We start from the raw sequence: 14,197 nt of genomic DNA on the forward strand, positions 1-14,197 counted from the left end.
TTTTTCGACTGTATCATAGAGCCGCGCCATACCGTTAGCCAGCTTGCCATAAAGACGAAAAGACCACGGCGCGCGCCGCGCGGCGCCCGAACTAATTACGCTACCGCGGTCTAACGATGGTACGACCACGGCACGCAAAGCACATGACACTATCGGACTTTATACGCGCGCGGACCGATTCCATCCTGGAGCAGTGGGAACAGTTTGCCAAGCAAATCCCGTCGGCGCGCGGCATGGACACCGAGGCGCTGCGCGACCACGCCCGGGGTATCCTGGGCGCGATCGCCGACGACCTCGACCAGGCGCAGAGCGACCTGCAGCAGGATGAAAAATCCAAGGGCCGCGGACCGCGCGGCAAGGCCGCCAGCGAGGCCGAAATGCACGGCGCGGCGCGCGTCGCCGAGGGTTTCAGCATCAACGACGCGATGGCCGAATACCGCGCCTTGCGCGCCAGCGTGCTGCGGCTATGGCGTAACACCGTCGCGGCCGGCGAGCGCGCCGCCGTCGCCGAGCTGACCCGCTTCAACGAGGCGCTCGACCAGGCCCTGAGCGAGTCGCTGGCGCGCTACGCCAGCGACAGCGAGCGCTTCACCCGCCTGTTCGACACGCTGCTGTCGTCGTCGCCCGACCTGAACTATATTTTCGACCTGGACGGCAGGCTGATCTACGCCAACAAGGCGCTGACCAATGTGTACCAGCGCTCGCTGCAACAAATCGTCGGCAAGACCCTGGCCGAGCTGGGCGCGCCGGCGGCGGCCGACCTGCGCCAGTACTTCCGGCGCGTCATCGACGGCAAGCTCATCCACCGCGACGAAATGCCGTATCCGCTCGAGGGCGGGGACCGGGCGACCTGCGCGACCTACGACTTCCTGCTGGTGCCGGTGACCAACCGGCAGGGCAAGGTCGAGGCCATCGCCGGCAGCGCGCGCGACGTCACCGAGCGCAAGCAAACCGAGCAGCGCATCCGCCGCAGCGCCACCTACGACTTCCTGACCAACCTGCCGAACCGCAGCCTGTTCCGCGACCGGCTCGAACAAGAAGTCAAACGCGCCGGGCGCAGCGGCCTGCCGCTGGCGCTGTTTTTCATCGACCTGGACGGCTTCAAGGAGGTCAACGACCGCCTCGGCCACGACGCCGGCGACCAGTTGCTGCGGCAGGTGGCGCAGCGCATCAGCGCCTGCGTGCGCGACACCGACACGGTGGCGCGCCTGGGCGGCGACGAGTTCACCGTCATCCTCGGCGACGTCAGCAGGATCGGCCACGTCGAAATCCTGGCCCAGGCCATCCTCGACGCCCTGGCCCTGCCCTTCAAGGTGCGCAACAAGGAGGTGCAAATTTCCTGCAGCATCGGCATCACGCTCTACCCGCAGGACGCGCACAAGCCCGAAAACCTGCTCGGCAACGCCGACCAGGCCATGTACGTGGCCAAGAACAGCGGACGCAACCGCTTCAGCTTCTTCACCGCCGGCATGCGCGAGGCGGCCTGGGTGCGCCTGAAGATGATCGACGAGCTGCGCCGCGCGCTGTCGCAGCAGCAGCTGGCGGTGTACTACCAGCCCATCGTCGACCTGGCGCGCGGCGGCATCGTTAAGGCCGAGGCGCTGCTGCGCTGGCGCCATCCGCAGACCGGCCTCATGCTGCCGGACAAATTCATCGGCCTGGCCGAGGAGACCGGCCTGATCGGCGAAATCGGCGACTGGGTGCTGGGGCAGGCGGCGGCCACCGCGCGCCAATGGGGCGAATGGCTGGGCGCGCCGTTTCAAATCAGCGTCAACAAGTCGCCGGTGGAATTCATGAGCAAGGCGCGGATGAAGAATTGGGACACCTACCTGGCGCGCAGCGGCCCCGAGAGCAACTGCCTGAGCGTGGAAATCACCGAAGGGGTGCTGCTCAGCGACCTGCCGTGGGTCAGGACCAAGCTCGACGACCTGCACAGCGCCGGCATCGAACTGGCCATCGACGACTTCGGCACCGGCTACTCGTCGCTGGCCTACCTGAAAAAATTCAAGGTCGACTACCTGAAAATCGACCAGTCGTTCGTGCAGGACACGGCCGCCGACGGCGACAGCCGGGTCTTTGCCGAAACCATCATCGTCATGGCGCACAAACTCGGCCTGAAAGTGATCGCCGAAGGCGTCGAAACGGCCGAACAGCGCCACTGGCTGAAAACCGCCGGCTGCGACTACGCCCAGGGCTTCCTGTTTTCGGCGGCGCTGCCGCCGCACGACTTCGCGCTGCTGCTGGGCGCCGGCAAGGGGCCGCGCGAGCGCGTGCGCGCGCCGCCGGCGCCTCGGCCTACCAGATGATGACGCGCTGCTCCGGCGCCAGATACATCTTGTCGCCTTCCTTGACGTCGAACGCGTCGTAGAAGCCGGGCTGGTTGACCACCGTGCCGTTGGCGCGGAACTGGCCGGGCGAATGCGGATCGGACTTGATCTGCACGATCTGCTGCGGCTCGCGCATCTTGCTGCGCCAGACCTGGCCAAAGCCCATGTAGAAGCGCTGGTCGCCGCTCAGGCCGTCGATCACCGGCGCCTCCTGGCCGCCCAGCGACAGCCGGTAAGCCTTGTAGGCAACCGCCAGGCCGGAGTTGTCGGCGATGTTCTCGCCCAGCGTCAGCTCGCCGTTCACCTGGTAGCCCGGCAGCGGGCTGTAGCGGCTGTACTGCCGGACCAGCGCGTCGGTCTTGGCGGCGAAGTTCTTGCGGTCCTGCGCGCCCCACCAGTCGCGCAGATTGCCGTCGCCGTCGGACTGGCTGCCCTTGTCGTCGAAGCCGTGGCTGATCTCGTGGCCGATCACCGCGCCGATGGCGCCGTAGTTGACGGCGTCGTCGGCGCCGGCGTCGAAGAACGGCGGCTGCAGGATCGACGCCGGGAACACGATCTCGTTCATCGTCGAACTGTAATAGGCGTTCACCGTCTGCGGCGTCATGCCCCACTCCTCGCGGTCGACCGGCATGCCCAGCTTGTTCAACTGGCGTTTGTAGCCGAAATCGGCGGCGCGCATCATATTGCCCACCAGCTCGCCGCGGGCGATCGCCAGCGCGCCGTAGTCGCGCCACTTGCTCGGATAACCGATCTTCGGCGTAAACTTGGCCAGCTTGGCCTGCGCCTCGCGCTTGGTCTCCGGGCTCATCCACTCGAGCGTGTCGATGCTCTGGCGGTAGGCCAGCATCAGGTTGCGCACCAGCGTCTCCATGCGCGCCTTGCGCTCGGCCGGGAAATGCCGCGCCACATACAGCTTGCCGACCGCCTCGCCCAGCGCGCCCTCGACCGCCGCGACGCCGCGCTTCCAGCGCGGCGGCTGCGCCGTCACACCGGTGATGGTGGTGCCGTAAAAGGCGAAATGGGCGTCGGCGAAATCGCTCGACAGATAAGGCGCGTAGCTGCGCAACAACTGCCACTCGAAATACGCCTGCCAAGTCGCCAGGTCGGTCTGCTCGACGATCTTTTGCAGGGCGCCCAGATAGCTGGGCTGGCTGGCGATCACATAATCGACCTTGGCGGCGACGCCGGCCGCCGCCATGCCGCCGCGGAGATCGTAGCCGGGCGTGAGCGCGTCGAGCTGGGCCAGCGCGACCTTGTTATAGCGCTTGACCGGGTCGCGGTTCTCGACCTTGGTCCACTGTACCTGGGCCAGCGCGGTTTCCAGCGCCACCACCGCCTTGGCGTCGGCGCCGGCGCGCTTGCCGCCGGCCAGGGCCAGCATCTTCTCGACGTGCAACTGGTACTTCGTCTTCACCTCGGCCAGCTTGGCGTCGAGGTAATAATCACGGTCGGGCATGCCCAGCCCGCTCTGGCCGACATACACGGCGTAGCGGGTCGACGCGCGCGCGTCCTGGCCGATATAGATGGCGTACGGCGCGGCCACGCCGATCTGCGCCAGATGCGCGACCAGCGCCGGAATCGCTTTCTTGTCGCGCAAGGCGCGGATGCGGCTGAACTCGCCGGCGAGCGGCTTGGCGCCCAGCGCGTCGAGCCGCTTCTCGTCCATATAACTGGCGTACAGGTCGCCGATTTTTTGCTGCTCGGCGGCGGCGGCGCCGGCCTTGGCGCCACTGCCCTGCCCGGCCTGCTGGGCCGCCTCGACAATGGCGCGCAACTGCGGCAGCGTATCGTCGCGCAGCTTGGCGAACGAGCCCCAGCTCGACTTATCGGCGGGGATCTCGGTCGTTTTCAGCCACTGGCCGTTCAAATGGGCGAAAAAATCGTCCTGCGCGCGCACGCCGGCGTCGATGTACTGCACATCGACGCCGGAACGCGGCGCGGCGGCGGCCGGCTGGGACTGCGCGGTGTCGGCGGCGTGGCTCAAGGTAGTCAGCAGAGTCATGGTCAACGCACTCAAAAGATATCGTTTCACAAAGTGTCCTTAGGGGGCAGGTAAGAAAAGGCCGCCGGGCGGAATGGCCGGGCGCGCCGGGTGCCAATGTAGCACGGCCCCCGACGATTTTCCACGCGCACGCCCCCTGCACTGCGGGGCCAGGTCTCGATGTGGCGGTGATTTTTGGCGTATTGATGCGGGACAAACTTGCGCGTCAAACCAAGGGCGTAACCCCGGGGTCGGACCTGCTGGTCTGACCCCGGCGCTGTCGCTTAGAACTTGGTTTCGAGCCGGACGCTCCAGACGGCGTAGGTGCGCGCGCTGGTTTCCGCCATTTGCGCCAGGCCGCCGGTGTCGACCACCCGGCCGCTGTCGGCGTCGTCGGCCAGCAGGTTGCTCGCGGAAACGCGCAATTGCGTGCGCGGGTTGAACTTCCACAGGCCGTACAGGTCCAGCGCGCGCTTGGCGCCGCCGGTCACGGTTTCGCTCAGGCTGGTCCGGACGGTGCTGCCCGGGCTCCAGTTGAAGCTGCCGCCCAGCGTCAGCGGCACATCCTTCATGCGGTAGTCGAGGCCGACGTTGGCGCTGGCCTTGGCCTGCTGGTCGAGCCGGTTGTTGGGGCCGGGAATGCCGTCGACGTCGGACCAGAAGCGGCTGTAGTTGCTGCGGAAATCAATCGCCGGCGCGTTCTCGACAAACTCGGCCAGCTGGAATTTGGCCTCCAGTTCGATGCCGCTGGTGCGCGCCTTGCCGATGTTGGTCGGCGTCGAGACCCAGCGCGGCCCGGTCGCGGTGTTTTGCAGCGTGGTGTCGCGCCGCATCAGATTGTCGATGTCGCGCACGAAGCCGCTGACGCTGACGATGCCGCTGCGCCCCAGGTAGTGTTCGTAGGCCACGTCGAGGCCGGTCGCCAGCTCCGGCTTCAGGTTCGGGTTGCCGGTACGGTCGGGCCGGGTCGCGCTGTTCAGGCGCGACAGCGACGGCAGCGCGATCAGGTCGGCCAGCGACGGCGCCTTGTAACTGTGCGTCAGGCTCATGCGCACCTGGTCCTTTTCGCTGCCCGGAATGCGCCAGACGCCGTGCAGCAAGGGACTCCAGACCCGGCTCTGGTTGGCGATGTCGGCGCCGGCCCGGCTGCTGGTGGTGCGGATGCCTTCCCAGCGCAGGCCGAAGTAGGCCGACCATTGCGGCGTGATGTCCCACTCGTCCTGCACGAAGCCGGCGAAGCGGCGCGTGTCGGCCTGCAGGTTGTCGCCCGAGTCGGCGAACTGCGGCGCGCCGTTGTCGAGCGACACGCGGCTTTGCTCGCGCTGGTTCCATTCGGCGTCCCAGCCGGCCGCCAGCAAGTGGCCCCGGCCCAGCGGCGTGGTGTATTTGCCGCCGGTGTTGGCGCTGCGGTCGCGGGTGGCGTCGCTGTCGACGATGCGGTTCAGCAGCGCGCCGCCGTCGCCGAACTGCTCGCGCTGGGCCTCGCTGGCGCTGCGGCCGCGGCCAAAGCCGAACTTGACGTCCAGCTTGGAGGCGCCCTCGAACTTGTGGAGCCAGTTGCCGAAGCCGCGCAGGAAGGTGCTCGACGCCTGCGAGCGCGCCCGCGCGTCGGCGTATTCGGGCGGCAGCGGCCCGATGCTTTGCGTCAGCGCGCTGCTACTGGCGCCGTCGCTGCGCGAACTCATTAAAAAAGGCTGGAAGTTCAGCGTGTCGCCGCCGTCGAATTTATACGACAGCCGCGGCGTCAGGTGGATGCCGCGGCCACGCCGTTCGCTCCGCTCGAACAGGTCCTGCTGTTTCACGACGTCGCCGTCGGCCTCGGTGTCGCGGTTGTGCGTGGCGCTGCCGTCTTGCTGGCGGTTTTCAAACACCGACGCCGACAGCGTGTAGGTCAGCGCGCCAACCTTGCCCGGCACCAGCAGCGAAACGTTGGGCGCGTGCAGGCCCTGCTCGATCGTGTCGCTCAGCTTGAGTTGCTTGTCGCGCTGCTGGTAACCGTCGCGCAGCACGATGTTGATGGTGCCGGCGATGGCGCGGGTGCTGTGCTCGGCGACCGGGCCGCGCATCACCTCGATGCGTTCGACCTGGTCGGGCGACAGCGTATCCATCGAAAAGCCCGGCGGCGCGCGCTCGCCGTTCAGCAGCACCTGGGTGTAGCCGCTGCCCAGGCCGCGCATGCGGATTTCGCCGCCGCGCCCGGGCCGCCCGCCCATCGTCACGCCCGGCAGGCGCTTGAGGATGTCGCCCAGGTTGCTGTCGCCGTTGCGGTCGAGTTCCTCGCGGCCGTAGATCTGCTTGCCGGCGGTCGACTGCCGGCGCGCGTCCATGTCGCTGGCGCGGCTGCCGTTGACGATCACCTGCGCCGGCGCGGGCGTCTTGGCGTCGGCGGCGGGCGCGGGCGGTGGCGCGCTCTGGCTGGCGGGCGTCGGATCGGCGCCGGCGGCCGGCGCGCTCTGGCCGGCCGCTTGCGCCGCGCCGACGCTGGCGCCCAGCAAAATCAAGCAGGCGGCGGGGATCAATGGACTCATGGGGTCGTGGAATTAGGAGGTGGCGCCGTGCCAAGTCATGGCGGCGGCTGGGACTGTCAATGGCCGTATTCTATGCGCCAGGGCGGCGCAACGGCGGCCCGGGGCGGCGTTTTTTACTTTACGATACACATCGACATCGACATCGCCATCGACATCGACATCGCCATCGACATTGGCGCGGATGCCGCGCCACGGCGGCGCCCTCCCGGCGCTAGGAAATCATTCGAAAAAAAAGCCTGCGTCGGTATCGGCGCAGGCGAAAAACCATTACAAGTACAGGGAAGTTGCAAGCCGACTATAGGGCGGCGGCCGGCGCGCGGCGCGGCTATTTACAATTTCTTACGGTCTTCAACAAAAACATTACACGGCCGCCGCGGCGCTGACAAAACAGCGGCAAAACAGTCTTGCGACGGCGCCAAATCGGCGTACAGTAGGGTTGCGTCAGCAAAATCGTAGCGCCCATTACGCTAGCAAAGATTCGGGGCTATACTGGATCGTAGCGCCGCTCCTTCCGGACCGGCGTGTATTTTTAGCATCGACAGGTGAAACATGGGCAAACTCAAAAATACCGGCCTGGTGGGCCTGGGCGTCATTGCCGGCGTCGCCGTCTCGCTGCAGTTTTCCGCGATGGCGCAAAAGCAGGTCGAGCCGGTGCTGCCGCTCGAAGAGTTGCGCCAGCTGGCCGACGTGTTCGGCCTGATCAAGTCGGACTATGTCGAGCAGGTCGAGGACAAGAAACTGTTGACCGAGGCCATTACCGGCATGGTCGCGTCGCTCGACCCGCACTCCGCCTACCTCGACAAGAAGGCCTACGCCGAACTGCGCGAGGGGTCGCAGGGCAAGTTCGTCGGCCTGGGCATTGAAATCGGCCTGAGCGAGGACGGCTACATCAAGATCGTCGCCCCCATCGAGGATTCGCCGGCCTACCGCGCCGGCATCAAGGCGGGCGACCTGATCACCCGGCTCGACGCCACGCCGGTCAAGGGCATGAGCCTGGACGACTCGGTCAAGAAAATGCGCGGCGAGCCGGGCAGCAAGGTGACGCTGACGATCGCCCGCAAGGACGAGCCGCAGCCGCTGGTGTTCATCATCGCGCGCGAGGAAATCCACCAGAAGAGCGTGAAGGCGAAAATCGTCGAACCCGGCTACGCCTGGCTGCGCGTGGCGCAGTTCCAGGAGCCGACGGTGGACGACATGGCCGCCAAGATCACCGAACTGTACCAGCAGGACCCGAACCTGAAGGGCCTGGTGCTGGACCTGCGCAACGATCCCGGCGGCGTACTGCAGGGCGCCATCGGCGTGTCGGCGGCGTTCCTGCCGAAGGACGCGGCGATCGTCTCGACCAACGGCCAGTTGCCCGACTCGAAACAGATTTTCTACGGCCGCGCCGAATATTACGCGCTGCGCAGCGAGGCCGACGCGCTGGCCAAGCTGCCGGAGGCGGTCAAGAGCGTGCCGATGGTGGTGCTGGTCAACACCGGCTCGGCCTCGGCCTCGGAAATCGTCGCCGGCGCGCTGCAGGACTACAAGCGCGCCACCATCATCGGCAGCCAGACTTTCGGCAAGGGTTCGGTGCAAACCATCCGCCAACTGACGGCCGACACCGCCGTCAAGCTGACCACGGCGCGCTACTACACGCCGAAGGGGCGGTCGATCCAGGCCAAGGGCATCTCGCCCGACCTGCTGGTTGACGAGAACGCCGACGGCGACGGCTTGAACAGCCTGCGCACCCGCGAAGCCGACCTGGAAAAGCACCTGAGCAACGACCGCGACAAGGAAACGGTCAAGGGCGGGCGCGACGAGCTGGAGGAGCAGATGCGCATCGTCGCGATGGAGAAGAAACGCAAGCCGCTGGAATACGGCAGCAAGGACGACTTCCAGCTGGGCCAGGCGCTGAACCATTTGAAGGGCTTGCCGGTACAACTGGCCAAGTCGGACTCGGCGATCGTGCAGGTCAGCGATCCGAAGAAGATTCCCGGAAAAAAATAAGTGACGACGGCGCCTTCGAGGCGCCGTTTTTTATGGACGGCGCCGTTGGCGCGCCGCCACAATCAAAAAAACCAGCGGCAACGAGCCGGGACCAGACCATCAGGTCTGGCCCCGGGGTGAAGCCCCTGGTTTCGTTTGCGTCTGCGGCCAGCACCTATAATCGACGTACAACATTGAAATAAACAGGGTCCGTCCCATGAATATCTCTATGATCGAACAGGTTTGTGTAGAATTTGTCTCACTTATCGGCAGTGCATTACCACCTAATTTGAAAGCTTATCCATGAAACAAGTCGTCATCAGCGGCACCGGACTGTACACGCCGCCATTTTCGATCTCCAATGAAGAGCTGGTCACCTGCTTCAACACCTACGCGGCGCAATTCAACGCCGACAACGCCGCCGCCATCGCCGCCGGCGAGCTTACCGGGATCGAAGGGTCGAGCGTGGGCTTCATCGAAAAGGCCTCCGGCATCAAGGCCCGCTACGTGATGGAGAAGGAAGGCATCCTCGACCCGGCGCGCATGGTCTCGCGCATCGCCGAACGCGGCGACGACGAGTTGTCGCTGCAGGCCGAAATGGCCGTGGCCGCCGCCCGCCACGCGCTCGACCGCGCCGGCCGCAGCGCCGCCGACATCGACATGGTGCTGGTGGCCTGCAGCAATATGCAGCGCGCCTACCCGGCGCTGGCGGTCGAGGTGCAGCAGGCGCTGGGCATCGACGGCTACGGCTTCGACATGAACGTGGCCTGCTCGTCGGCCACCTTCGGCATCCAGACCGCGGTGGCGGCCGTGAAAAGCGGCCAGGCCCGCGCGGTGCTGGTGCTGAACCCGGAAATCACCAGCGGCCACCTGAACTGGCGCGACCGCGACAGCCACTTCATTTTCGGCGACGCCTGCACCGCGATTATCGTCGAGGCCAAGGACGCGGCGAGCTCGCACCACCAGTTTGAAATCGTCGAGACGGCGCTGAAAACCAGCTTCTCGAACAACATCCGCAACAACTTCGGCTTCCTGAACCGCTTCGACGAGTCCGGCAACGGCAAGGCCGACAAGCTGTTCCGCCAGCAGGGCCGCAAGGTCTTCAAGGACGTCTGCCCGATGGCCGCCGAGATGATCAAGGCGACCATCGCCAAGGCCGGCCTGGAAGTGCCGCAGGTGAGCCGCTACTGGTTGCACCAGGCCAACCTGAACATGAACCTGCTGATTTCGCGCATGGTGCTGGGCCGCGACGCCGAGCCGCTGGAGGCGCCGGTGATCCTCGACAGCTACGCCAACACCTCGTCGGCCGGCTCCATCATCGCCTTCCACAAGCACCAGGACGACCTGGCCGCCGGCGCGCTGGGCGTGATCTGCTCCTTCGGCGCCGGCTATTCGATCGGCTGCGTGGTGGTGCGCAAGCTGTAAGGCTGTAAGGCTGCAAGCGGCGCCGGCGGGGTCCGGCCTTGGCTTGATGTTCGACGTCGCCGGCGCCTCCGAGCCCCCGGGCGGTGCGGTTTATACTAAGCCGGCTAGGCATTTGCCAGCCTTCCCGTTCGCCCATCCATCGCCATATAGGGATCCGCCCACGCATGCCCCACAACATCAGCCTGATCACCACCATCGCCGCCGCCCTCGGGTTTGGCCTCGTTTTCGGCTTCATCGCCACGCGCATGAAATTGCCGGCGCTGGTAGGTTATCTGGCCGCCGGCATCGTCATCGGGCCGGCCACGCCGGGCTTCGTCGCCGACACCGCGCTGGCCGGGCAACTGGCGGAGATCGGCGTGATGCTGATGATGTTCGGCGTCGGCCTGCACTTCTCGCTCGACGACCTGTGGGACGTGCGCCGCATCGCCCTGCCCGGCGCCATCCTGCAGATCGGCGTGGCCACCGCGATGGGCATGGGCATGGCCCATTTCTGGGGCTGGAGCATAGGCGGCGGGCTGGTATTCGGCCTGGCGCTGTCGGTCGCCAGCACGGTGGTGCTGCTGCGGGCGCTGGAGGAGCGCGGCATCCTCGATTCTCTCAACGGCCGCATCGCGGTCGGCTGGCTGGTGGTCGAGGACCTGGTCACGGTGCTGGTGCTGGTGCTGCTGCCGCCGCTGGCCGGCGCGCTGGGCGGCAGCGTCGATCCGGCCAACGCCGGCGTCAGCCTGTGGCAGACGCTGGCCGTCACCTTCGGCCAGGTGGCCGGCTTCGTCGTCTTCATGCTGGTGGTCGGGCGCCGCCTGTTCCCGTGGATTTTGTGGCAGGTCGCGCGCACCGGCTCGCGCGAGCTGTTCACGCTGTGCGTGGTGGCCGCCGCCGTCGGCATCGCCTACGCCTCGACCGAGTTGTTCGGCGTGTCCTTCGCGCTGGGCGCCTTCTTCGCCGGCATGGTGCTGCGCGAATCGGAGTTGAGCCACCGCGCCGCGCAGGAATCGCTGCCGCTGCGCGACGCCTTCGCGGTGCTGTTCTTCGTCTCGGTCGGCATGCTGTTCGAGCCGTCCATCCTGGTCGAGCAGCCGCTGCGCGTGCTGCTGGTGTGCGCCATTATCATCTTCGGCAAATCCATCGCCGCCTTCCTGCTGGTGGTGGCGCTGCGCTACCCCCTCAAGACCGCGCTGGTCGTCTCGGCCAGCCTGGCGCAAATCGGCGAATTTTCCTTCATCCTGGCGGCGCTGGGCATTTCCCTGGGCCTGATGCCGCACGAGGGCCAGAGCCTGATCCTGGCCGGCGCGATCCTGTCGATCGCCCTCAACCCGCTGCTGTTTACCGCCACCCGGCCGCTGCTGCGCTGGATCGGCGGCGGCGACACGGCGCGCAAGTTCGAGCGCCCGGCCGACCCGCTGGCCGAGCTGCCGATATCGGTCGACCAGAGCAAGCTGTCGGGCCAGGTGGTGCTGGTCGGTTACGGCCGGGTCGGCCGGCGCATCGCCGAAACGCTGACGGCGCGCGGCATCCACTTCGTGGTGGCCGAGCAAAACCGCGACATCGTCGACCAGTTGCGCAAGCAGGGCATACCGGCGGTGGCCGGCAACGCCGGCGAGCCGTCGGTGCTGATCCAGGCCCACATCACGCACGCGACGATGCTGGTGATCGCCACGCCGGACAGCTTCCACGTGCGCGCGATGATCGAGACGGCGCGCGCGCTCAATCCGCGGATCCACAGCGTGGTGCGGACCGACAACGAGGAAGAGGCCGAGCTGCTGCGCAGCGAGCGCGCCGGCAAGGTCTTCATCGGCGAGCAGGAACTGGCCAACGGCATGGCGCAGCACGTGCTCGACGTGTTCGAGGCGAACAAGAAGGACGGCAACGCGCATTGAGCCTGAACCGGCCGCGCGCCGGGTGACGCCTCTGGTTTACAAATCCGCCGCCGGCCTTACAGACTGGCGGCCAGCTCGGCGCCCTCGCGGATGGCGCGCTTGGCGTCCAGCTCGGCCGCCAGCGCGGCGCCGCCGATTTTGTGGAAGCGCGGGCCGCCGGCCGGCGGCTCGGCCGGCATCAGCTCCGTCAGGCTGTCCTGGCCGGCGCAGACGACGACATGGTCGACCGACAGCAGGCGCTGTTCGCCGCCGACGGTGATGTGCAAGCCGTGGTCGTCGATCCTGTCGTACTGGACCCCGCTCATCATCAGCACGCCGTTGCGGCCCAGGGTGGCGCGGTGGACCCAGCCGGAGGTCTTGCCCAGCCCGGCGCCGACCTTCGTGGTTTTGCGCTGCAGCAGGAAAATCTGCCGCTGCGGCTCGAACGGCTGCTGCGCCACCAGGCCGCCGCCGCTGCTGGCGTTCAGGTCGACGCCCCATTCCGCGGTCCAGTCGGCGAGCGCCACCGGCAGCGCGTGGCCCGGGTTGTGCAACAGGTATTCGCCGACGTCGAAGCCGATGCCGCCGGCGCCGATGATGGCGACGCGTTTGCCGACCGCGACCTTGTGCAGCAACACGTCCAGGTAGGACAGCACCTTGGGATGGTCGATGCCGGGAATCGGCGGCTTGCGCACCTTGATGCCGGTGGCGACGATGACGTCGTCGTAGCCGCCGGCCAGCAATTCGTCGCGCGTGACGCGTTGGCCCAGCTTGAGCGTCACGCCCAGCAGGTCGAGCTGGCGGCGGAAGTAGCGGATGGTTTCGCCGAACTCCTCCTTGCCGGGAATCTGCATGGCGATCTTGAACTGGCCGCCGACGCTGTCGCTGGAGTCGTACAGCGTGACGGCGTGGCCGCATTCGGCCGCGGCGGTCGCCGCCGACAGGCCGGCCGGGCCGGCGCCGACCACGGCGACCTTGCGCGCCCTGGCCTTCTTGCTGAACACCAGTTCGGTCTCTTTGCAGGCGCGCGGGTTGACCAGGCAGGTGGCGCGCTGGTTGGCGAAGGTGTGGTCCAGGCAGGCCTGGTTGCAGCCGATGCAGGTGTTGATCTCGTCGGCGCGGCCGCCGGCGGCCTTGGCGACGAAGTGCGGATCGGCCAGGAAGGGCCGCGCCATCGACACCAGGTCGGCGTCGCCGCGGGCCAGGATGTCGTCGGCTTCGAAGGGCATGTTGATGCGGTTCGAGGCCACCACCGGAATCGTCACTTCGCGCCGCAGCCGGCCGGCCACGCTGGCGAAGGCGCCGCGCGGCACCGAGGTGACGATGGTCGGCACGCGCGCTTCGTGCCAGCCGAAGCCGGTGTTGAGAATGGTCACGCCGGCCTGCTGCAGCGCCTTGGCCACCGCCACCACGTCGTCCCAGGTGTTGCCGCCGTCGACCAGGTCGAGCAGCGAGTGGCGGTACATGATGATGAAGTCGGGGCCGACGGCGGCGCGGATGCGCTTGACGATCTCCACCGGCAGGCGCATGCGGTTCTCGATGCTGCCGCCCCAGCGGTCGGTGCGCAGGTTGGTGCGGGCGCACAGGAACTGGTTCAGCAGATAGCCTTCACTGCCCATCACCTCGATGCCGTCGTAGCCGGCGCGCTTGGCCAGCTTGGCGCAGCGCGCGTAGTCGCGGATGGTGCCCTCGATGCCGGCTTCGCTGAGCGCGCGCGGTTTGAACGGCGAAATCGGCGACTTCTTGGCCGACGCCGAGACCACGAAGGGCTGGTAGCCGTAGCGGCCGGCGTGCAGGATCTGCATCAGGATCTTGCCGCCCTCCTGGTGCACGGCGCTGGTGACCTTGCGGTGGTTGAGCACGTCGCCGAGCCAGTTGACGGTGCCGCCGAAGGGCAGCAGCCAGCCGGAGCGGTTCGGCGAAATGCCGCCGGTGACGATCAGGCCGACGCCGCCGCGGGCGCGTTCGCGGTAGAAGGCCGCCAGTTTGCCGTAATTGTAGAAGCGGTCCTCCAGGCCGGTGTGCATCGAGCCCATGATGACGCGGTTGCGCAGCGTGGTGAAACCGAGGTCGAGGGGGGCGAGCAGGTGCGGATAGGTGGTCATTATAATT

General features: G+C 67.0%; 8 protein-coding genes. 5 read left to right on the plus strand and 3 right to left on the minus strand.

Annotated elements, in window-relative coordinates; genetic code table 11:
• Window positions 1–143: 143 nt before the first annotated feature.
• Window positions 144–2,306, plus strand: coding sequence for a putative bifunctional diguanylate cyclase/phosphodiesterase (locus tag JANGC3_RS29610; RefSeq protein ID WP_051068330.1), 2,163 nt, complete (start codon window positions 144–146; stop codon window positions 2,304–2,306).
• On the opposite strand, the gene JANGC3_RS0118810 is transcribed toward JANGC3_RS29610, so the two are convergent.
• Both JANGC3_RS0118810 and JANGC3_RS0118815 read right to left on the minus strand, forming a co-directional pair.
• Window positions 2,296–4,329, minus strand: coding sequence for a M13 family metallopeptidase (locus tag JANGC3_RS0118810; protein WP_198292040.1), 2,034 nt, complete (start codon window positions 4,327–4,329; stop codon window positions 2,296–2,298). The two genes, JANGC3_RS29610 and JANGC3_RS0118810, sit on opposite strands and share 11 nt — an antisense overlap.
• 263 nt (window positions 4,330–4,592) lie before the next feature.
• On the minus strand, window positions 4,593–6,836 hold the full coding sequence (locus JANGC3_RS0118815; protein ID WP_026133175.1) for a TonB-dependent receptor plug domain-containing protein: 2,244 nt from the start codon (window positions 6,834–6,836) through the stop codon (window positions 4,593–4,595).
• A 27-nt stretch (window positions 6,837–6,863) separates the two neighbouring features.
• On the opposite strand from JANGC3_RS0118815, the gene JANGC3_RS32840 reads away from it, so the two are divergent.
• From JANGC3_RS32840 to ybaL, 4 genes are all read left to right on the plus strand, one after another.
• Entirely contained in the window at window positions 6,864–7,292 is a 429-nt protein-coding gene (locus JANGC3_RS32840) for a hypothetical protein (RefSeq protein WP_232429733.1), read from the plus strand.
• A gap of 93 nt (window positions 7,293–7,385) precedes the next feature.
• Window positions 7,386–8,825 carry a S41 family peptidase gene (locus tag JANGC3_RS29615; RefSeq protein WP_017878037.1) on the plus strand — a complete coding sequence of 480 codons (1,440 nt, stop codon included), beginning with the start codon at window positions 7,386–7,388 and terminating at the stop codon, window positions 8,823–8,825.
• Between the two features lie 282 nt (window positions 8,826–9,107).
• A complete protein-coding gene (locus JANGC3_RS0118825; protein WP_017878038.1) occupies window positions 9,108–10,229 on the plus strand; it encodes a beta-ketoacyl-ACP synthase III in 1,122 nt (373 codons plus the stop codon).
• A gap of 164 nt (window positions 10,230–10,393) precedes the next feature.
• Entirely contained in the window at window positions 10,394–12,106 is a 1,713-nt protein-coding gene (gene ybaL / locus JANGC3_RS0118830; RefSeq protein WP_017878039.1) for a YbaL family putative K(+) efflux transporter, read from the plus strand.
• A 56-nt stretch (window positions 12,107–12,162) separates the two neighbouring features.
• Here ybaL and JANGC3_RS0118835 read toward each other — a convergent pair whose 3' ends face one another.
• Window positions 12,163–14,190: an NADPH-dependent 2,4-dienoyl-CoA reductase gene (locus tag JANGC3_RS0118835; protein WP_017878040.1), complete on the minus strand. Its 2,028-nt coding sequence runs from the start codon at window positions 14,188–14,190 to the stop codon at window positions 12,163–12,165.
• Window positions 14,191–14,197: the final 7 nt, after the last annotated feature.

The organism is Janthinobacterium sp. CG3 (assembly GCF_000344615.1).
In the GTDB taxonomy this organism is placed as follows: Bacteria; Pseudomonadota; Gammaproteobacteria; order Burkholderiales; family Burkholderiaceae_D; genus Janthinobacterium.